The sequence below is a fragment of the Brevibacterium sp. K11IcPPYGO002 genome (assembly GCF_050920635.1).
In the GTDB taxonomy this organism is placed as follows: Bacteria; Actinomycetota; Actinomycetes; order Actinomycetales; family Brevibacteriaceae; genus Brevibacterium.
In genome coordinates, this window is the sequence record NZ_CP131929.1 from 1,023,348 (window position 1) to 1,042,848 (window position 19,501).

The 19,501-nt window shown below is 66.7% G+C and carries 16 protein-coding genes; 12 read left to right on the plus strand and 4 right to left on the minus strand.

Translation table 11 applies throughout. The features are described 5' to 3' along the window. Positions 1 to 30 precede the first annotated feature (30 nt). From QYM46_RS04530 to QYM46_RS04545, 4 genes are all read left to right on the plus strand, one after another. Positions 31 to 918, plus strand: coding sequence for a 2-hydroxy-3-oxopropionate reductase (locus QYM46_RS04530; RefSeq protein ID WP_169251502.1), 888 nt, complete (start codon positions 31 to 33; stop codon positions 916 to 918). Between the two features lie 86 nt (positions 919 to 1,004). After that, a complete protein-coding gene (gene gcl / locus QYM46_RS04535) occupies positions 1,005 to 2,798 on the plus strand; it encodes a glyoxylate carboligase (RefSeq protein WP_432791029.1) in 1,794 nt (597 codons plus the stop codon). A 112-nt stretch (positions 2,799 to 2,910) separates the two neighbouring features. Next, positions 2,911 to 4,266 (plus strand): allantoinase AllB, encoded by a 1,356-nt coding sequence (gene allB, locus QYM46_RS04540; RefSeq protein WP_432791030.1) that lies wholly within the window; start codon positions 2,911 to 2,913, stop codon positions 4,264 to 4,266. 111 nt (positions 4,267 to 4,377) lie between these two features. Further along, complete coding sequence (locus QYM46_RS04545) at positions 4,378 to 5,388, plus strand: DUF559 domain-containing protein (protein ID WP_432791031.1); 1,011 nt, start codon at positions 4,378 to 4,380, stop codon at positions 5,386 to 5,388. 70 nt (positions 5,389 to 5,458) lie between these two features. On the opposite strand, the gene bcp is transcribed toward QYM46_RS04545, so the two are convergent. Both bcp and QYM46_RS04555 read right to left on the minus strand, forming a co-directional pair. Then, a complete protein-coding gene (bcp, locus tag QYM46_RS04550) occupies positions 5,459 to 5,935 on the minus strand; it encodes a thioredoxin-dependent thiol peroxidase (RefSeq protein WP_432791032.1) in 477 nt (158 codons plus the stop codon). Then, positions 5,932 to 7,125 carry a glycerate kinase gene (locus tag QYM46_RS04555; protein ID WP_432791033.1) on the minus strand — a complete coding sequence of 398 codons (1,194 nt, stop codon included), beginning with the start codon at positions 7,123 to 7,125 and terminating at the stop codon, positions 5,932 to 5,934. Before QYM46_RS04555 ends, bcp begins: the two co-directional genes overlap by 4 nt. A 199-nt stretch (positions 7,126 to 7,324) precedes the next feature. Here QYM46_RS04555 and uraD point away from each other — a divergent pair, with 199 nt between their 5' ends. The 4 genes from uraD (at position 7,325) to aceE (ending at position 12,013) form a co-directional block, all read left to right on the plus strand. Then, a complete protein-coding gene (gene uraD, locus QYM46_RS04560) occupies positions 7,325 to 7,816 on the plus strand; it encodes a 2-oxo-4-hydroxy-4-carboxy-5-ureidoimidazoline decarboxylase (protein WP_432791034.1) in 492 nt (163 codons plus the stop codon). Continuing rightward, a complete protein-coding gene (gene uraH, locus QYM46_RS04565) occupies positions 7,813 to 8,136 on the plus strand; it encodes a hydroxyisourate hydrolase (protein WP_432791035.1) in 324 nt (107 codons plus the stop codon). Before uraD ends, uraH begins: the two co-directional genes overlap by 4 nt. A 155-nt stretch (positions 8,137 to 8,291) precedes the next feature. Next, complete coding sequence (gene pucL / locus QYM46_RS04570) at positions 8,292 to 9,176, plus strand: factor-independent urate hydroxylase (RefSeq protein WP_432791036.1); 885 nt, start codon at positions 8,292 to 8,294, stop codon at positions 9,174 to 9,176. A gap of 95 nt (positions 9,177 to 9,271) precedes the next feature. After that, entirely contained in the window at positions 9,272 to 12,013 is a 2,742-nt protein-coding gene (gene aceE, locus QYM46_RS04575) for a pyruvate dehydrogenase (acetyl-transferring), homodimeric type (protein WP_432791037.1), read from the plus strand. A gap of 25 nt (positions 12,014 to 12,038) precedes the next feature. On the opposite strand, the gene QYM46_RS04580 is transcribed toward aceE, so the two are convergent. Beyond that, positions 12,039 to 12,818 carry an IclR family transcriptional regulator gene (locus QYM46_RS04580; protein ID WP_169251512.1) on the minus strand — a complete coding sequence of 260 codons (780 nt, stop codon included), beginning with the start codon at positions 12,816 to 12,818 and terminating at the stop codon, positions 12,039 to 12,041. Between the two features lie 161 nt (positions 12,819 to 12,979). On the opposite strand from QYM46_RS04580, the gene QYM46_RS04585 reads away from it, so the two are divergent. The 3 genes from QYM46_RS04585 to QYM46_RS04595 all read left to right on the plus strand — a co-directional run bounded on the left by QYM46_RS04585 (position 12,980) and on the right by QYM46_RS04595 (position 16,635). After that, positions 12,980 to 14,362 (plus strand): NAD-dependent malic enzyme, encoded by a 1,383-nt coding sequence (locus tag QYM46_RS04585; protein ID WP_169251513.1) that lies wholly within the window; start codon positions 12,980 to 12,982, stop codon positions 14,360 to 14,362. A 106-nt stretch (positions 14,363 to 14,468) separates the two neighbouring features. Next, positions 14,469 to 15,776: a DUF6986 family protein gene (locus QYM46_RS04590; protein ID WP_432791038.1), complete on the plus strand. Its 1,308-nt coding sequence runs from the start codon at positions 14,469 to 14,471 to the stop codon at positions 15,774 to 15,776. Between the two features lie 34 nt (positions 15,777 to 15,810). Continuing rightward, complete coding sequence (locus QYM46_RS04595; protein ID WP_432791039.1) at positions 15,811 to 16,635, plus strand: bifunctional allantoicase/(S)-ureidoglycine aminohydrolase; 825 nt, start codon at positions 15,811 to 15,813, stop codon at positions 16,633 to 16,635. 101 nt (positions 16,636 to 16,736) lie between these two features. Here the strand turns inward: QYM46_RS04595 and QYM46_RS04600 are convergent, their stop codons facing one another. After that, the gene (locus tag QYM46_RS04600; protein WP_432791040.1) at positions 16,737 to 18,212 is read right to left on the minus strand and encodes a malate:quinone oxidoreductase; all 1,476 of its coding nucleotides are present in this window, start codon (positions 18,210 to 18,212) and stop codon (positions 16,737 to 16,739) included. Positions 18,213 to 18,426: 214 nt separating this feature from the next. Between QYM46_RS04600 and QYM46_RS04605 the strand changes: the two genes are divergently transcribed. Beyond that, positions 18,427 to 19,488 carry a pyridoxal phosphate-dependent aminotransferase gene (locus QYM46_RS04605; RefSeq protein WP_432791041.1) on the plus strand — a complete coding sequence of 354 codons (1,062 nt, stop codon included), beginning with the start codon at positions 18,427 to 18,429 and terminating at the stop codon, positions 19,486 to 19,488. Positions 19,489 to 19,501: the final 13 nt, after the last annotated feature.

The following is a 19,501-nucleotide window of genomic DNA, read 5'->3' on the forward strand; positions in this document are numbered from 1 at the left end:
ACCACCGACGACTCGAAGGAAACCCCCACTATGTCCAAGACCATCGCATTCATCGGACTCGGCATCATGGGCCTGCCCATGGCCAAGAACCTCATCAACGCCGGATTCGACGTCCGCGGCTTCAACCGCACCCCGGCCAAGGCCGACGCCCTCGCCGAGGCGGGAGGCAGTGCCGCCGCCACCATCGCCGAGGCGGTGGACGGGGCCGATGTCATCATCACCATGGTTCCCGACTCGCCCGACGTCGAAGCCGTGCTGACCGGCGACGACGGAATCCTCGCCCACGCCTCAGCCGGGGCCACCTGGATCGACTTCTCCACCATCCGTCCCGATGTGGCCACCGAACTGGCGGCCCAGGCCAAGGACGCCGGTCTCAAACCCCTCGATGCGCCCGTCTCCGGAGGCGAACCCGGAGCCATCGACGGCGTCCTGTCGATCATGGTCGGCGGAGACCAGGCCGACTTCGACGCCGCGGCCGATGTCTTCGACGCCGTCGGCAAGACCATCGTCCTCGTCGGCCCCTCAGGCGCCGGCCAGACCGTCAAGGCCGCGAACCAGCTCATGGTCGCCGGCAATATCGGACTCCTTGCCGAGGCCGTCGTCTTCCTCGAAGCCTATGGAGTCGAAACGAGTGCGGCACTGCAGGTCCTCGGCGGGGGACTGGCCGGGTCCAAGGTGCTCGATCAGAAGGGGCAGAAGATGCTCGACCGCTCCTTCGACCCCGGATTCCGGCTCGAACTCCACCACAAGGACATGGGCATCGTCACCGCCGCCGCCCGCGAGGCAGGAGTGGCGATCCCGCTCGGCGCCACGGTCGCCCAGCTCGTCGCCGCAACCGTGCAGCAGGGCAACGGAGGACTCGACCATTCGGGTCTCTTCACCGTCATCGAGGCCCTCTCGGGCACAAACGAGAACTGAACGACCGCCTCGGCGATTTCCCACCGCCCCACCACGAACCGAGCCGGCGACAGCGTCGTCGTCGGCTCCAGAACAAAGGACGAACAATGACACGCATGCGCGCAGTCGACGCCGTTGTGCTCATCCTCGAGAAGGAAGGCGCCACCGAGACCTTCGGGCTGCCGGGAGCGGCGATCAACCCGCTGTATTCGGCGATGAGGGCCCACGGCGGAATCCGCCACACCCTGGCCCGGCACGTCGAGGGAGCCTCGCATATGGCCGATGGCTACACCCGTTCGGCACCGGGCAACATCGGAGTCTGCCTGGGCACCTCGGGCCCGGCAGGGACGGACATGATCACCGGCCTCTACGCCGCGGCCGCCGACTCCCAGCCGATCCTGTGCATCACCGGCCAGGCTCCCGTGGCCGTGCTCGACAAGGAGGACTTCCAGGCCGTCGACATCGCCTCGATCGCGAAACCGGTGACGAAGATGGCAAAGACGGTGCTCGAAGCCGGACAGGTGCCCGGCGTCTTCCAGACGGCGTTCCAGCTCATGCGCTCGGCCCGCCCCGGTCCCGTGCTCATCGACCTGCCCATCGACGTGCAGCAGACCGAGATCGACTTCGACATCGACACCTACGAACCGCTCGCACCCGCGAAGCCTGCGGCCACCGCAGTGCAGGCAGAGAAGATCCTCGACCTCATCGCCGAGGCGGAGCACCCGATCATCATCGCCGGCGGCGGAATCATCAATGCCGATGCCGCCGACCGGCTCGTCGAATTCGCCGAGCTCACCTCCATCCCGGTCTCGCCGACCCTGATGGGCTGGGGTGCGATCCCCGATGACCACCCGTTGGCCGCGGGCATGGTCGGAATCCAGACGCACGTGCGCTACGGAAACGCGTCCTTCCTCGAATCCGATCTCGTCATCGGCATCGGCAACCGCTGGGCCAATCGCCACACGGGGAACCTCGAGGTCTATCGCAAGGGTCGGAAGTTCGTTCACATCGACATCGAACCCACCCAGATCGGACGCGTCTTCGCCCCCGACTTCGGAGTCGCCTCCGACGCCGGTGCCGCGCTCGATGCGCTGCTGGCGGCGGCGCGTTCGCGGTCGGGCGGACTGCCGGACTTCACCGGCTGGGCCGGCGAATGCACGGCACGGAAAGCGACCGAACATCGGAAGACGAACTTCACCGAGGTGCCGATCAAACCACAGCGCGTCTACCAGGAGATGAACCAAGCCTTCGGCAAGGACGTCACCTATGTCTCGACGATCGGCCTCAGCCAGATCGCCGGCGCTCAGATGCTCCACGTCTACCGTCCCCGGCACTGGATCAACGCTGGTCAGGCCGGACCCCTGGGCTGGACCGGGCCTGCAGCGCTCGGCGTGGCCAAGGGCAAGCCCGGCGAGACCGTCGTGGCTCTGTCCGGCGACTACGACTTCCAGTTCATGATCGAAGAGCTCGCCGTCGGTGCGCAGCACAAGATCCCCTATGTCCACGTCGTCGTCAACAACTCCTACCTCGGTCTCATCCGCCAGTCCCAGCGCGGCTTCGAGATGGACTACGAGGTGTCGCTGGCATTCGAGAACATCAACACCGCCGGTTCCGCATCGTCGGGATACGGAGTCGACCATGTGGCCGTGGCCCAGGGGCTCGGGTGCAAGGCGCTGCGGGTCGAGGATCCCGAGCTCATCGGCGAAGGGCTGCGCGTGGCCAAGGAGCTCATGGACGAACACCAGGTTCCCGTGGTCGTCGAAGTCATCCTCGAACGCGTCACGAACATCTCGATGGGCACCGCCCTCGATCAGATCAACGAGTTCGAGACGCTCGCCCAGACTCCGGCCGACGCTCCGAGCGCGCTGAGCCCGATGGGTGAACTGGCCGCAGCGAAATAGGCGGGGTCGAACCCGCCGGAGGGCTGGGCCGAACGGCCCGAGCCGAGTAGGCTAGAACGGTATACCGAAACTGCATTCACCGGCCCTCAGGGGCGGGCGACCGAGGAGGAACATGAGCAACGACGCCGACTTCGACCTGATCATCCATGCCGCGAAGGCTCTGCTGCCCGAGGGCATCGAGCCGGCGACGGTCGGGGTCAGGGACGGGAAGATCGCCGAGATCGCCCGCGGTGGACAGGATCTGGGCACGGCCGCCTCGGCGGGGGTCGACGTCATCGAGATCGGGGACGATCAGGTGCTGCTACCCGGTCTCGTCGACTCCCACGTCCACGTCAACGATCCCGGTCGCGCCGAGTGGGAGGGCTTCGCCAGCGCCACCCGCGCGGCCGCGGCCGGGGGAGTGACGACGATCGTCGACATGCCGCTGAACTCCCTGCCGCCGACGGTCGACGTCGCGGCCCTGGAGACCAAGCGGGCTGTCGCCGAACCCAAGGCCTTCGTCGACGTCGGCTTCTGGGGTGGGGCGATTCCAGGCAACACCGCGGATCTGCGGCCCCTGCACGACGCGGGCGTCTACGGGTTCAAATGCTTCCTCGAGGACTCCGGCGTCGAGGAGTTCCCGCCGCTGGAACCGGCGGAGATGAAGGCGAACATGGCCGAGATCGCCTCCTTCGACGGAATGCTCATCGTCCATGCCGAGGATCACGAGGTGATGACCTCGGCGCCGAAGAACTCGGGTCCGAAGTTCGCCGACTTCCTCGCCACGCGCCCCCGCGAAGCCGAGAACGTCGCGATCGCCCGCGTCATCGACGCTGCCCGGGAGACCGGAGCCCGGGCGCACATCCTGCACCTGTCCTCGGCAGATGCGCTGGGGCAGATCGCCGCGGCCAAGGCCGAGGGCATCAAGCTCACCGTCGAGACCTGCCCGCACTACCTCGTCTTCACCGCCGAGGAGATCCCGGACGGGGCGACGACGCACAAGTGCTGTCCGCCGATCCGTGAGGAATCGAACCGGGAGGCGCTGTGGCAGGGGCTCATCGACGGCACGATCGACTGCATCGTCTCCGACCACTCGCCCTCGACGGCCGAACTCAAACTGCTCGACACAGGCGATTTCGGTGCGGCGTGGGGCGGGATCTCGTCGCTGCAGCTGGGACTCTCGCTCGTGTGGACCGAAGCCGCGAAGCGCGGAATCGAGCTCGCCGAGGTGGTCCGCTGGATGTCCGCGGCTCCGGCGGCCGTGGCTCGGGTCGAAGGCAAGGGTTCGATCGCCGAGGGCAATGACGCGGACTTCGCCGTCTTCGCCCCCGACGACGAGTGGACGGTGCGGGCCACGGAACTCTGGCACCGCAACCAGATCAGCGCGTACGACACCCGCACCGTCCGCGGTCGTGTGACGCGAACGGTGCTGCGCGGAGCCCCGGTCGACTTCGAGACCCCCGCGGGCCGCCTCCTAAAAGCCCGCTGAATTACTACCCGACGGCGGCCCAGCAACCTCGCGCGAGGTTGCTGGGCCGCCGTCGGGTAGTTCCGGGGAGAAGTTATCCACAGATTAGTACGGACTATTGTGTTTTGATGCATGACGATGCAATTTGGCTTCATGTACTTAAGTATGACGACTCAAAAGGGGTTCACCAAAGACGAGATCCGGCGCGGGGAGAAGTGCTGTCTCGAACGCGTAGCGCGAGGACGATATGTGGCCACCGGCTCCTGCGCGGACGCGCGACATGAGCCGATCTGGGCGGCTCTGACCGAAGCGGACTTCGAGGAATTCGGCTACCAGGGCGATATGCGCGATGAGATCGAACCCCTGAGAGTGCTCATTCGCACGCGGGCCGAGAAGATCCACACCGCATCGGGGCGATGGCGGGTGACGAAAGGGCGCGAGGTCTTCTCCCATCTGTCGGCGGCACTCATCCACGAGCTCCCGATCGCGTATCCGGCTGAGATGAGGGTGGAGGTGTTCCGGCCGAACGTCAGTCGCAAGTACCGGCACCTCTATGTGCGCAATCGCGCGATTCCGTCTGCACACCGGAAGATGGTCGGCATCTATGCGGTGACGACGGTGGAGCGCACGCTCATCGACATCGCGCGAGACTATGGTCCGGACGTGTCCGTGCCGATGCTCGACGAGGTGATCCGCCGGCGGCGCACCACGCGTTTCCGCATCGAAGCGGTGCTGGCGGAGTGTCCCGAATCCCGCGGGGACGCCGCGGTGCTGCGTGCTCTCGACCTCACCGACGGCAGGCGCGAGGCCCCCTCGGAGTCGATCGCCGCGGTGCGCTTCTTCGAACACGGCATCTCCGGATTCGAACCGCAGGTGGAGTTCTTCGGCCACCTCGGCGAGGTCATCGCCCGTGTCGACTTCTGCAACCACGATGCCCGGCTCATCGTCGAGATCGACGGGATGGAGAAGTACACGATGGAGGGCCGTTCGACACGAGAGAGTCTCGCCGCGGAGAAGGCGCGTGAAGCGGCGCTCGAGGCCCGGGGGTACAAGATCATACGCCTGACCTTCGGAGACCTGTTCCGCACCGCGCCGTTCGAACGCATCCTCGGGACCCTCGCCGCCCGTCTGCGCACCGGATGATGCGCCCAGAAGCACCTGACGGCGGCTCAGCAACTTCGCGCGAGGTTGCTGGGCCGCCGTCAGGTAGTAGTTAGAGGAGCTGGGTGCGGAGGCGGGCGACGTGGCCGCGGGCGTCGACGTTGTACTCGGCGTGGGTGAGCGTGCCGTCGGCGCCGATGACGAAGGTCGAGCGCTGAGTGCCCTGGAACGTGTGCTCCCCGATCGTCTTCTGCCCGTAGCTGCCGTAGGCCTTCGCCACCGCAGCGCCCGGGTCGGAGAGCAGCGAAAACGTCAGTCCCTCCTCAGCGACGAATTCCTTGAGCGACTCGGTGTCGTCGGGGGAGACGCCGAGGACCTCGAAGCCGGCGGCCGCCAGGGCGGAGAGGTTGTCCCGGAAATCGCAGGCCTCCGTCGTGCAGCCCGGCGATGCCGCCTTCGGGTAGAAGTAGAGGATGACGCTGCGGCCGGCGAAGTCGTACTTCGACACGGTCCGTCCCTCGGCGTCGGTGAGCGTGAAGTCGGGAGCGATGTCTCCGACGGTGAGCTGAGTCTGAATGGTCGTGGTCATGGTGCGTCCTTTCGTCGTTGAAATGGTGTGTTCGGCGGCGAGCTGAGTGCACACGCCTGCGCGGCCGTGTCCTCGATGAGCGCTTCGGCGCGCTCGGACAGGCTGGCCAGGTCCGCGGGTCCCGGTGCGATCGACAGCGCCGCCGTGATCCCGGCCTCCCAGCACTCCGCGGCGGACAGGCCGACCCGACCGGCGATGACGATCACCCTCGCCGAGGCGGGGGCGTGGTCCCGTACGGCCGCGACGACCTTCCCGCCCAAGGACTGGGAATCGAAGGACCCCTCTCCCGTGAGCACAAAGTCGGCATCAGCCAGAGCCTCGGCCAGGCCCACAGCCTCGGCGACCATCGTCGATCCGGGAACCACCTCGGCGCCGAGCAGCGTCGTCAGCGCCAGCGGAATCCCGCCGGCGGCCCCGAATCCCGGAGTCGCCGCCAGGTCTCTCGCCTCGGAAGGGGTGCCGGTGAGCACCCCGGCCAAGTGCCCGAGCCCGGAATCGAGCACGGTCACCGAGTCCGCATCCGCTCCCTTCTGCGGGCCGAAGACCGCGGCGGCCCCGCGAGGCCCGGTGAGCGGATTGTCGACGTCGACGGCGATGCGCCACCGCACCGCCGTGGCCCGTCGATCCAGCCCCGAGGTATCCACCTCAGCGATCGCTGCCAGCCCGCCACCGCCCGGTGCGACCGGCTGACCTGCGGCATCTTTGAAGCGTGCGCCGAGGGCGGCCAGGATTCCGGTCCCGCCGTCCGTGCTCGCCGAGCCGCCGATGCACAGCAGGATCTCCTCGACGCCGAGGTCGAGTGCCGCGGCCGCGATGAGCCCGACGCCGAAGGTATCGGCGCGTTCGGGCTGCAGCCCCACGTCCGAGACCTGCGGCAGGCCATTGGCTTGGGCGGCTTCGATGACCGCGGTCCGTCCGTCCGGGGAGAGACCGAAGTCCGCCGAGGTGGTCCTGCCCAGGGCATCGACCGTGTGCACGGTGCGCGGCTGAGTTCCCCAGACGGCGAGCAGAGCGTCGAGCGTGCCCTCCCCGCCGTCGGCGAAGGGCAACTCGGCGACTCGCGCGTCGGGGAAGACCGCCCGGGCACCGCGGGCCATGGCGGCCGCGGCGGCAGGGGCGGAGGCCGAACCTTTGAAGGAATCGGGCGCACAGACGATCGTCGGGGTCGGATCAATGGTTGTCAGGCTCATGCACTCATTCAACCTCATCGTCGATGGTCGGGTGTGCGGCGTTTGCCACACACCCAGTATCCACCATGCGAAAGAAAGTTTCCACAAGAATATGTGAGCAATTTGACATTCCCAGTAGTGCCCAGCAGACTCGGAGCAGTTGTTCGGAAATGGTATTCCGAACGGTGAAAGTCATTCAGCGCCTGCCAAGGAGGTCACCGTGGACCTGGCCGAGTTCAACCGACTCCCAGCCGATGATGCCCGCGGAATTCTGCGTCCCTGCCTCGACGTCGACCGGTGGATCGACGCGGTCGTCGACGCCCGCCCCCTGGCCGACCTCTACTCCGCCAAGGCGGCATCCCGAACTGCGACACCGCTGACCGGCGCCGAGATCGACGCGGCGATGTCCCATCATCCGCGCATCGGCGAGAAGGCGAAGGGCGACAGCGCCGAGGCGGCCCATTCGAGCCGTGAACAGGCCGGACTCGGCACCATGGAAGCCGATGTGCAGTCCCAGCTGGCCGCGGGCAACGCCGCCTACGAAGCCCGCTTCGACCGCGTCTTCCTCATCCGCGCCGCCGGGCGCACCCCTGAGGAGATCCTGTCCGAACTGCAGCGCCGCATGGACAACACCGCAGAGGATGAGGCCGCCGAGGTCGGGCAGCAGCTCATCCAGATCGCCGAACTCAGACTCGAAGGAATCCTCGCATGAGCTTCATCACCGCCCACGCCCTCGACTCGATGGTCGGCACCCCCGCCGCTGATCTCGAGGCCACTCTCTACTCCGGTGACGAGGTCATCGTCTCGGCCCGCACCGACGACAACGGACGAGTCTCGGACTTCGGCCCCGACCACCTCGAGCCGGGCAACTACCGGATCGTCTTCGGCACCGGCGACTACTTCGCAGCCCGAAAGGTCGACCACTTCCACCCCGTGGTCACCATCGACTTCACCGTCCAGGCCGGCCAGGAGCACTATCACATTCCGCTGCTGCTCAGCCCCTTCGCCTACAGCACCTACCGCGGCAGCTGAGCCGCGCCCACAACCGCTCACAGGGGAAGCAGGCCCCCTGCAGGATCGCCATCCTCAACAAACCGCCGAAGCCGACCGGGAACTGCCGGCAGGCCTCGCCAATCGAATGGTCACGGTGTGCGCAGGGCCGCACGCCGACGAATTGGAGGAAGAAAATGAGCAAGGTCCGACTGACATCGAACCAGTACGGCAAGGCGGAGAACCGACTCATGCGGGTCTACCGCGATACCGACCGCCACGAGATCCGCGATCTCAACGTCACCTCGCAGCTGTGGGGTGACTTCGAGACCGCGCACACCGAAGGCAACAACGAGCACGTCGTCGCCACCGACACGCAGAAGAACACGGTCTTCGCGAAGGCCAAGGAGCTGGGCGTGAGCTCGCCCGAACAGTTCCTCATGGGCCTGGCCGACCATTTCACGTCGAGCTTCGACTGGGTCACCGGCGGTCGCTGGGAGGCCGAAGAATACGGCTGGGACCGGATCAACGACCACAAGCACTCGTTCTTCAAGTCCGCACCCGAGGTCCGCACCGTCGTCTTCACCCGAAACGGCGACGAGGACACGCTGATCTCCGGCTTCAACGGGCTCACCGTGCTCAAGACCACGGAATCGGGCTTCGTCGGCTACCCGAAGGACAAGTACACGACTCTGCCGGAGACCGACGACCGGATCCTCGCCACCGATATCGCCACCCGGTGGATCTACAACACCACCGACCTCGACTTCGAGGCCGTCTACACCAAGGTCAAGGAGATCATCCTCGACTCATTCACCGACCACTTCTCCCATGCCCTGCAGCACACGCTGTACCAGATGGGGGAGAAGGTCATCGAGGCCGTGCCGGAGATCGACGAGATCCGCTTCTCCTGCCCGAACAAGCACCACTTCCTCTATGACATCGACCGTTTCGGGCTCGAGAACCCGAACGAGGTCTTCATCGTCGCCGACCGTCCCTACGGCCTCATCGAAGCCACCTTCACCCGTGAAGGCGTCGACGAGAACAAGGACGCGTGGGCGCAGGTCGCCGACTTCTGCTGAGACCTGACCATCACCTGCTGAGACAGGACTTTCCATCTCCGGGCTCCCGGGGTACTGTTCCGGGAGCCCGGACCCCGTGAGAAGGAAACCCCGATATGACACAGGACACAACCTCGGCGAGTTCGAGGGGAATCACCGACGAAGAGGTCGATGAATGGATCGAGTCCTGGGAAGGGCTCGTCGACGCGCGCGGAACCCAGCGCGCGGCCGAGATCATGGAGGCGCTGCGTGCACGCGCGGCCACGAACTCCGTCGCCCAGCCCAAGGTCACCACCACTGACTACGTCAACACCATCCCCGTCGACCAGGAGCCTTTCTATCCGGGTGAGGAGAAGGTCGAACGTCGTTTCCGGAAATGGCTGCGCTGGAACGCCGCCATGCTCGTCCACCGGGCGCAGCGGCCGGAGATCTCCGTGGGCGGACACATCTCCACCTACGCCGGTGCCGCGACGCTCTACGAAATCGGTTTCAACAACTTCTTCCGCGGCCAGGATCATCCCGGCGGCGGCGACCAGGTCTTCTTCCAGGGCCATGCCTCACCGGGAATGTACGCCAGGGCGTTCCTCGAAGGCCGCCTGACCGAGGCCGACCTCGACGGGTTCCGGCAGGAGGTCTCCCGCGCCCCGCACGGACTGAGCTCGTATCCGCACCCACGGCTGATGCAGGGGTTCTGGCAGTTCCCGACCGTGTCGATGGGGCTCGGCCCGATCAACGCGATCTATCAGGCGCAGATGAACCGCTACCTCCACAACCGCGGCATCTCCGACACCTCGGATCAGCGGGTGTGGGCGTTCCTCGGCGACGGTGAGATGGACGAACCCGAATCGCGCGGCGCCCTGCAGCTGGCCGCCAACGAAGGACTCGACAACCTCACCTTCGTCATCAACTGCAACCTCCAGCGCCTCGACGGACCCGTGCGCGGCAACGGCAAGATCGTCCAGGAGCTCGAGGCGACCTTCACCGGCGCCGGCTGGGACGTCATCAAGGTCCTGTGGGGCCGCGAATGGGACGACCTGCTGGCGAAGGATCGCACCGGCGACCTCGTGAAGATCATGAACGAGACCCTCGACGGGGACTACCAGACGTTCAAGGCCGAATCCGGCGGATTCATCCGCGACAACTTCTTCGGCCGCACCCCTGCCACGAAGGGCCTCGTCGACCACCTGTCCGATGACGACATCTGGAACCTCAAGCGCGGCGGCCACGACTATCACAAGGTCTTCGCCGCCTACCAGAAGGCCGTGAACACCAAGGGCAAGCCGACCGTCATCCTCGTGCAGACCGTCAAGGGCTACGGTCTGGGCACGACGTTCGAGTCCCGCAACGCCACCCACCAGATGAAGAAGTTCACCGCCGACGACGTCAAGGCCTTCCGCGATCGGATGGACATCCCGATCAGCGACAAGGTCATCGACGAGGACCCGTACGCGGTGCCCTACTATCACCCGGGCAAGGACTCCGAGGAGATCCAGTACATGCTCGACCGCCGACGTCAGCTCGGCGGATTCCTGCCGGCGCGGAAGCCGGAGAACAATCGGATCACCCTGCCCGCACCGAGTGACAAGGCGTTCGCGCAGACGAAGAAGGGCTCGGGCCAGCAGATGGCCGCCTCGACGATGGCCTTCGTCCGGCTGCTCAAGGACCTCATGCGAGAGAAGGGGCTGGGCGAGCGGATCGTGCCGATCATCCCCGATGAGGCCCGCACCTTCGGCATCGACGCGTTCTTCCCGACCGCGAAGATCTACAACCCGAACGGGCAGAACTACCTCGCCGTCGACCGCGAGATGTTCCTCTCCTACAAGGAGGCCACCAGCGGTCAGCTCCTCCACGTGGGCATCAACGAGGCCGGTGCCGCCGCCGGATTCACCGCTGCGGGTACCGCGTACTCGACCCATGGCGAACCGATGATCCCGATCTACGTGTTCTACTCGATGTTCGGGTTCCAGCGCACCGGCGACGCCTTCTGGGCCGCCGGTGACCAGATGACCCGCGGATTCATCATCGGCGCCACCGCCGGACGGACGACCCTGACCGGTGAGGGGCTGCAGCACGCCGACGGCCATTCCCCGGTGCTCGCGGCCACGAACCCGGCCGTGCGCGTCTATGATCCGGCCTTCGGCTACGAGATCGGGCACATCGTCCGCGACGGTCTGCATCGCATGTACGGCGAGCACGACCTCGGCGAGGATGAGCGCAACGTCATGTACTACCTCACCGTGTACAACGAGCCGATGCTCCAGCCGGCCGAACCGGACGACGTCGACGTCGAGGGCATCCTCAAGGGCATCCACCGCGTCGCCGAGGCCCCGGGGGAGCGTCCGCATGCGCAGCTGCTCGCCTCCGGTGTGGCCGTGCCCTGGGCGCTCGAAGCCCGGGACCTGCTCGCCGCCGACTGGGGCGTCGACGCCGCCGTCTGGTCGGTGACCTCATGGGCCCAGCTGCGCCGCGACGGCCTCGACTGCGAGGCAGCGGAGCTCAACTCCGCCGACGGCACCGAGGCGGCCGACCGCGTGCCGTACGTGCGGCAGAAGCTGGAGGGCCAGCCGGGACCGATCGTGGCCACGAGCGACTTCGACTCGACTCAGCCGGACCTCATCCGGCCGTACCTCGACCACGATTTCGCGACCCTCGGCGCCGACGGGTTCGGCTTCTCCGACACCCGCGCCGCCGCGCGCAGGCACTTCAAGATCGACGCGCACTCGATGGTCGTGCGCACCCTGCAGCTGCTTGCCAAGCGCGGTGAGATCGACGGATCCATCCCCGCCGAGGCGGCTCGACGTTATCGTCTGAACGACGTCAACGCCGGCACTTCGGGAACGGCCGGCGGAGACTCCTGACCCGGTCGAGGACCCGAGGGCGACGTCAGCGGCCGCTCTGCATCTCTGCGGAGATGCGGGCGGCCGCGTCTTTGAGCAGCGGCACCGCCCGATCGGCGAACGCCTGGTCGACGCGGCTGATCGGACCCGACACGGAGATCGCCAAGGGAGCGGGGGAGTCGGGAATCGCCATGGCGAAGCAGCGCACTCCGAGCTCCTGCTCCTGCTCGTCGATGGCATAGCCGCGCTCACGGATGCGGCCCAGCTCTGCCTCGAGGTCCTCGATCGTGCCGATGCTGTATTCCGTGGGGGTGGGCATTCCTGCGGTGGCGGCGATATGCCGCACCTGCTCGGATCCCAGGCCCGCGAGGATGGCCTTGCCGACCCCGGTGGCGTGCATATGGGCCCGGCGTCCCACCTCGGTGAACATCCGCATCTGTCGTTCGGAGGCGACCTGATCGACGTAGACGACCATGTCTCCGTCCATCGTCGCCACATTCGCCGACTCTCCGAGTTCGGCGACGAGCTCGCGCAGATAGGGCCGGGCGATCGCGCCGAGCTGAGAGCCGGCGATATCGCCGAGCCGCACCAGACCGGGTCCCAGTGCATAGCCGCGGTCGGGCAGCTGTCGGACCACGCCGAGATTGACCAGGGTGTTGAGCAGGCGGTGGATCGTCGGCAGGGGCAGATTGACGTCCGCGGCGATATGGCTCAGCGTCGCCGATCCTGCGGAGTTCGCGATGCATTCAAGCAGTCCGAACGCACGTTCGACGGACTGCACTCCGCCCTTGGACTGGCGGACCGCCGGGGTGTCGTTGCTGCTCATCGAAGTTCCTTAATCTGTGGTGAGTCTCGGCAGTGAAACTCCGTTCAGTGTAGTCGTGAATGGAAGAAACTTTCCGAATTCACGGGTACCGTCTAGAATTTCCACCAGGCAAAAGTTATTATCCATAATACGGAAATTCGATATCAAGGAGGATATTTCCCATGGTCGCCACCAGCCCCGGATATTCCATCACCCTGCGCGTCGGCACCGAGATCGGTCAGGCCTCGACCTCCGACCTCGTCGCCGCGGCCGCCGCCACCGGCGCCTCAGTCACCGCCCTCGACGTCGTCGAGTCCACTCCGCACTCGGTCATCATCGACGTCAGCGCCGATACCCGCGATGTCGCCCACGCCGACGAGGTCTCCGACGCTCTCGGCGCCCTGCCCGGTGTCAAGGTCCACAAGGTCTCCGACCGAACCTTCCTCCTCCACCTCGGCGGCAAGCTCGAATCCGCCCCGAAGGTGCCCCTGCGCAACCGCGATGACCTCTCCCGCGCCTACACCCCCGGTGTGGCACGCGTATGCAAGGCGATCGCTGCGAACAAAGAGGATGCGCGACGGCTGACGATCAAACGCAACACCGTCGCCGTGGTCACCGACGGCACCGCGGTGCTCGGCCTCGGCGACATCGGTCCCGAGGCGGCCATGCCGGTGATGGAGGGCAAGGCCGTGCTGTTCAAGCAGTTCGCCGACGTCGACGCCTGGCCGGTGGCTCTCGATACGAAGGACACCGAGGAGATCATCTCCATCTGCAAGGCCATTGCCCCGGCTTACGGCGGAATCAACCTCGAGGACATCGCGGCCCCGCGCTGCTTCGAGATCGAGGCCCGGCTGCGCGAAGAACTCGACATCCCCGTCTTCCACGATGACCAGCACGGCACCGGCGTCGTCACCTTGGCCGCGCTGAAGAACGCGCTCAAGGTCGTGGGCAAGAAGCTCGAGGACCTGCGCATCGTCGTCTCGGGAGTCGGCGCAGCCGGCAACGCCATCATCCGCCTCCTCCAGGTCGCCGGAGCCACGAACATCATCGCCTGCGGCCGGGACGGAGCGATCGGCCCGGATTCGACGGTCGACACCGACCACAAGAGGTGGCTGCAGGCGAACACGAACCCCGAGGGCTTCTCCGGCACGCTGAAGGAAGCCGTCGTCGGTGCCGACGCATTCATCGGCGTCTCCGCCCCGAACGTGCTGAACGGGGACGATATCGCGGCGATGAACAAGGACGCGCTGGTCTTCGCCATGGCCAATCCGGACCCCGAGGTCGACCCCGCCGAGGCGGCGAAGCACGCCGCCGTCGTGGCCACCGGCCGCAGCGACTTCCCGAACCAGATCAACAACGTGCTCGCGTTCCCCGGGATCTTCCGCGGCCTCCTCGACGCCGAAGCCCGCGATGTCGACGAGAACATCATGGTCGCAGCCGCCGATGCCATCGCCTCGTGCATCCCCGAGGATGAACTCCACCCCGGCTACGTCATCCCCTCCGTGTTCGATCCCGAAGTCGCGAAGAAGGTCGCCGAGGCGGTCGCCCACGTCTCGTCCCGATGACCCGGAGAGCCTTGCGTGCCTGGGGGCGGAGAATGAGAGACAATGAGGCCGGGCCGGGCATTGCCGCCTCGCCGTCGAACCCCGTGCAGAGAAAGAGAATGTGAAAGTGGAACGATCAACACTGGCCGATATCGACTCACTGCTGGGGGACACGGACGAGCTTCTGGCGACCGCGTATCCGGGAGACCGCGACGTCCGTCAGCCCGTGCACACCGTGTACGTGCCCGGACACCGCACGAGTGCGGACCTGCCGTACCAGTGGGGTCAGCAGGCGCTCGAGTGCGTCGAGGCCCACGGCGGAATGCTGCAGCTGGCCGAACGCGTCATCACCGCCGCCCGGAAGGAATCCGGGCCCGCGATCCCCGGTCAGGTGGCCAGCATCCATCAGGTGGCCAGAGAGGCCGAACTCCTCGCCGAGGCTGTCACCGCGAAACTCGAACATGAGCCGATCGAGGACCTGCGCCTGGACTTCGAAGACGGTTTCGGCGACCAGGGCGATGAGACCGAGGACCGGTGGGTCGTCCAGGCCGCCCGCGATGCGGTGGCCGGGCGCACCGAGAAAGGAGCCCCCGGCTTCGTCGGCATCCGATTCAAATGCATGGAGACGGCCACCCGGGAACGCGGTCTGCGCACCCTCGACCTGTTCCTGACCGAGCTCATCAAGGCAGGCGGCAGTCTGCCGGACAACCTCGTGCTCACCCTCCCGAAGGTCAGCACCGTCGACCAGGTGAGGGCGATGGTGCTCGCCGCGCGTGCGCTGGAAACCGAGCACCGCCTCGGCGAGGGGACGATCACCTTCGAGATCCAGGTCGAGACCCCGCAGATCGTCCTCGCCGCCGACGGCACCGTGCCCCTGGCGACGGCACTGCAGGCCGGGGCCGGGCGCGTGACCTCGCTGCACTACGGAACCTATGACTATTCGGCGTCGCTGGGCGTGGCCGCGGCCTACCAGGCGATGGACCATCCGGTTGCGGACTTCGCGAAGAACCAGATGATGCTCGCCGTCGCCGGCACCGGAGTCCACCTCTCCGACGGGTCGACGAACATCCTCCCGCTCGGCGAGCCCGCAGAGGTCCACCACGGTTGGGCGCTGCACGCCGGCCTCGTCCGCCGCCACCTCAAGCGGGGGATCTACCAGGGCTGGGACCTGCACCCGCACCAGCTGCCGACCCGGTTCCTGGCGACCTTCGCCTTCTACCGCGAAGGCGGGGCCAGGGCGGCGCAGCGCCTGCACGACTATGTGTTCAAGGCGGATTCGACGGTCCTCGACGAACCCGCCACCGCGAAGGCGCTCGCCCGCTACCTCGACCGGGGGCTCGTCTGCGGAGCTCACACCGAGGAGTTCGTGACCTCGCGGACGAACCTCAGCCTCACCCAGCTCGGGCAGCTCGCCCGCACCGGCTCGCTCGACTGAGCGCACTGACCACCGACCGAAGGAGACCCTGCCCATGACGACGACCGACCCGTACACCTACTGGGCCCCGACCGGCGGACACCCGCCGCAGTCCGATCTGCTCACCGACCGTGCTCTCGTCACCGAGGCCTATACGGTCATCCCGCGCGGAGTGCTGCGCGACATCGTCACCTCGAATCTGCCCGAATGGACCGGAACCCGGTCGTGGGTGCTGAGCAAGCCCGTGGCCGGGGGAGCGGTGACGTTCTCGCAGACGATCCTCGAAGTCGCCCCCGGCGGCGGCTCCGAGAAGCCGGAACCGCAGCCCGAGGTCGAGGGGTTCCTCTTCGTCATGGCGGGAACGCTCGAGGTCACCCACGAGGGCACCGCGCACACGCTGACCCCGGGAGGGTTCGCGTTCCTGCCCGCCGGATCGACGTGGTCGGCGAAGTCCACCGGCACCGAGGCGGCCCGCTTCCATTGGGTGCGCAAACGCTACCAGCCCGTGTCCGGGCTGACCCCGTCGGCGAAGTTCGGCAACGAAGCCGATGTCGAGCCTTCGCCGATGCCCGGCACCGACGGACGCTGGCGCACGACCCGTCCGCTCGACCCGGACGATCTCGCCTATGACATGCACGTCAACATCGTCACGTTCGAAGCCGGAGCGGTCATCCCGTTCGCGGAGACGCACGAGATGGAGCACGGCCTCTACGTGCTCGAGGGCAAGGCCGTCTACCGTCTCAACGGCGACTGGGTCGAGGTGCAGGAGGGTGACTTCATCTCCATGCGCGCCTTCTGCCCGCAGGCCTGCTATGCCGGCGGTCCCGGACGCTTCCGCTACCTGCTCTACAAGGACGTCAACCGCCAAGTCGAGCTCTGAGGCCCTGCTGAGGGACCTAGCCTGACACAAGAAGCGGCCTGCCGGAAGTGATTCCGGCAGGCCGCTTCTCTCGCCTGCGCTGTGTCAGCTGACGCTCTGCGTCAGATGAGCTGCAGCGTCCGCGAGGTGTACTCGGAGACCTCCTTGAGCAGCGTCTCGTCGTCGACGAGGTCGCGGCCGAGCGAAGGGATCATGTTCTTGAAGCTCTTCTCCCAGCCCGCGTACTCACGCGGGAAGCAGGTCTTGAGCAGCTCGATCATGATCGGCACCGCCGTCGACGCACCCGGCGAGGCGCCGAGGAGAGCGGCGATCGAACCGTCGGCCGATGAGATGAGCTCGGTGCCGAACTGGAGCACACCGCCCTTCTTCGGATCCTTCTTCATCACCTGCACGCGCTGACCGGCCTGGATGAACTCCCAGTCGGATGGGTCGATGTTCGGGATGAACTGGTTCATCGCCTCGAAGCGCGCCTTCTTCGTCGCCGCCAGCTCGCCGAGGAGGTAGGTGACGAGATCCGTGTTGTCCTTGGCGACGTTGAGCATCGTGGCGAGGTTGTTCCCGCGCACGGAGAACGGCAGGTCGGTGAAGCGTCCCTTCTTGAGGAACTTCGGCGAGAACCCGGCGTACGGGCCGAACATCAGGTAGTCCTTGCCGTCGACGACACGGGTGTCGAGGTGCGGCACGGACATCGGGGGAGCACCCTGTGCCGCCTGGCCGTAGACCTTCGCCTGGTGGCGGGCGACGAGATCCTCGTTGCCGGTGCGCAGGAAGATTCCGGAGACCGGGAAGCCGCCGTAGCCGCGTCCCTCGGGGATGCCGGACTTCTGCAGCAGCGGCAGCGCGCCGCCGCCGGCGCCGACGAAGACGAACTTCGCGCCCACCTGGTGGGTCTCGTGCGAGAGCAGGTCCTTGACGGTGAGAGTCCATCCGTCGGAGGAGCGCTGCAGATCGGTGACCTGGTGGCTGGTGCGCACGGTCGCGCCCTTGTCGGCGATGTAGCTGAGCAGCTGAGTCGACAGAGAGCCGAAGTCGACGTCAGTGCCCTTCTTGATCCGCGAGATGCCGTTGACCTGTCCCGGTCCGCGGCCGTCGAACATCAGCGGCAGCCAGTCGGCCTGAGTCGCCGGGTCGTCGGTGTACTCCATGTCCGCGAACAGCGGGTTGCGCACCATCGTCTCGTACCGGTTCTTGATGTAGTCACGGCCCTTGTCGCCGCGGCCGTAGCTGACGTGGGCGATGGGGTTGATGAAGGATTTCGGGTCGGTGATGACACCGGTGTCGACGAGGTGCGACCAGTACTGGCGCGAGTGGTGGAACTGCTGGTTGATGTTCGAGGCCTTCTCCAGGTCGATCTGACCATTGGAGTCCTCGGGGGTGTAGTTGAGTTCGCAGAGTGCGGCGTGGCCGGTGCCGGCATTGTTCCAGGGATCCGAGCTCTCGGTGGCCACATAGTCGAGCTTCTCGTAGACACGGATGTCCCAGTCGGGCTGAAGTTCGGTCAGCATGGCGCCCAGAGTGGCGCTCATGATGCCGCCGCCGATCAAGACGACGTCGACTTTTTCCTGCGGTGAGGGCATTTGGACTCTCATTCCTCGTCTCTGACTACGTGTATTCGTCTCTCAGGGTACTCTCCGGCATCAGCACTCCTGTAACCCGGGCAGTGGCAACTGCGCGTGGCGAGAGCATTCTCACAGCGGATGAGTGTCCGCCCCAGCCGTCCGAATCCGACCATTCGGACGCTTTGGCAAGACAGTCTGTGTTGCTCGCCACAAGGTGTGCAAATATGGGCACATGTCCAAACGTTTCCTGCTCCGTGACGCGCTCGCCGAATTCCCTCCCTATGTTCCCGGCAAGCCTCCCGTCGCATCCCCGGGCCTGACCCCGTTCAAACTGTCCTCGAACGAGAATCACCTGCCGCCGCTGCCGGGCATCGTCGAATCGGTGGCGACCGCCTCGGCGGCTCCGGGGAACTACCCCGATCCCACCGCGGCCGCGCTCGTGGCCGACATCGCCTCCCACCTCGATGTCGAACCCGCCGAGGTGGTCCCCGGCGCCGGTGCCTCCGAGGTCCTCACGGCGCTGACGAACACGACCCTCGAGGCGGGCACCTCCGTGGTCTATCCGTGGCCGTCGTTCGAGATGTACCCGATCCTCGCCTCGGCGCGGGGTGCCCAGAAGCGCCCCGTCGATCTCCTGGCAGACGGTCGCCACGACTTCGCCGGCCTGGCTGCGGCGATCGACGACACCACCCGCCTCGTGCTGCTGTGCTCGCCGAACAATCCGACCGGTCCGACGATCACGGACGCCGAACTCGACGGATTCCTCGCCGAGGTGCCCGAGTCCGTCATCGTCGTCCTCGACGAGGCGTACCTCGAATTCGCCACCGAGGCGGCCGACGGTCTGGCCGCGCGGAAGCGGCACCCGAATCTCGTGCTCGCCCGCACTTTCTCGAAGGCGCACGGCCTGGCGGGTCTGCGCGTGGGCTACGGCATCGCCGACGTCGAGATCGCCTCGGCGATGCGACAGGTCATCGCTCCGTTCTCCGTCACCGCCGGCGCCCAGGCCGCGGCCCGGGAATCGCTGTCCCGGGTCGACGAGGTGGCCGTGCGTGCCAAGGAGATCGCCGCGGTGCGCGACCGGTTCGCGCACGAACTGCGGGAGCTGGGTCTGTCCGTGCCCGATGCCCAGGGCAACTATGTGTGGATCGCGCTCGACCCCGAGGCGGCCGTCGCCTTCGAAGGCGAGTGTGCGAAACAGGCCGTGGCCGTGCGTCGCCTGCAGGGCGGCGTGCGTGTGAGCATCGGCCCCGACGAGGCGCTCGAGCGCGTGCTCAAGGTCGCTGCGTCGCTGTGATGATGAGTGCAGA

Excerpts from the sequence above, each read along its gene's own strand:
- QYM46_RS04600 (WP_432791040.1), bottom strand. The coding sequence starts at position 18,212 with ATGCCCTCACCGCAGGAAAAAGTCGACGTCGTCTTGATCGGCGGCGGC.
- QYM46_RS04530 (WP_169251502.1), top strand. The coding sequence starts at position 31 with ATGTCCAAGACCATCGCATTCATCGGACTCGGCATCATGGGCCTGCCC.
- pucL (WP_432791036.1), top strand. The coding sequence starts at position 8,292 with ATGAGCAAGGTCCGACTGACATCGAACCAGTACGGCAAGGCGGAGAAC.
- aceE (WP_432791037.1), top strand. The coding sequence starts at position 9,272 with ATGACACAGGACACAACCTCGGCGAGTTCGAGGGGAATCACCGACGAA.
- gcl (WP_432791029.1), top strand. The coding sequence starts at position 1,005 with ATGACACGCATGCGCGCAGTCGACGCCGTTGTGCTCATCCTCGAGAAG.
- allB (WP_432791030.1), top strand. The coding sequence starts at position 2,911 with ATGAGCAACGACGCCGACTTCGACCTGATCATCCATGCCGCGAAGGCT.
- QYM46_RS04555 (WP_432791033.1), bottom strand. The coding sequence starts at position 7,125 with ATGAGCCTGACAACCATTGATCCGACCCCGACGATCGTCTGTGCGCCC.
- QYM46_RS04585 (WP_169251513.1), top strand. The coding sequence starts at position 12,980 with ATGGTCGCCACCAGCCCCGGATATTCCATCACCCTGCGCGTCGGCACC.
- uraH (WP_432791035.1), top strand. The coding sequence starts at position 7,813 with ATGAGCTTCATCACCGCCCACGCCCTCGACTCGATGGTCGGCACCCCC.
- QYM46_RS04545 (WP_432791031.1), top strand. The coding sequence starts at position 4,378 with ATGACGATGCAATTTGGCTTCATGTACTTAAGTATGACGACTCAAAAG.
- QYM46_RS04580 (WP_169251512.1), bottom strand. The coding sequence starts at position 12,818 with ATGAGCAGCAACGACACCCCGGCGGTCCGCCAGTCCAAGGGCGGAGTG.
- bcp (WP_432791032.1), bottom strand. The coding sequence starts at position 5,935 with ATGACCACGACCATTCAGACTCAGCTCACCGTCGGAGACATCGCTCCC.
- QYM46_RS04595 (WP_432791039.1), top strand. The coding sequence starts at position 15,811 with ATGACGACGACCGACCCGTACACCTACTGGGCCCCGACCGGCGGACAC.
- QYM46_RS04605 (WP_432791041.1), top strand. The coding sequence starts at position 18,427 with ATGTCCAAACGTTTCCTGCTCCGTGACGCGCTCGCCGAATTCCCTCCC.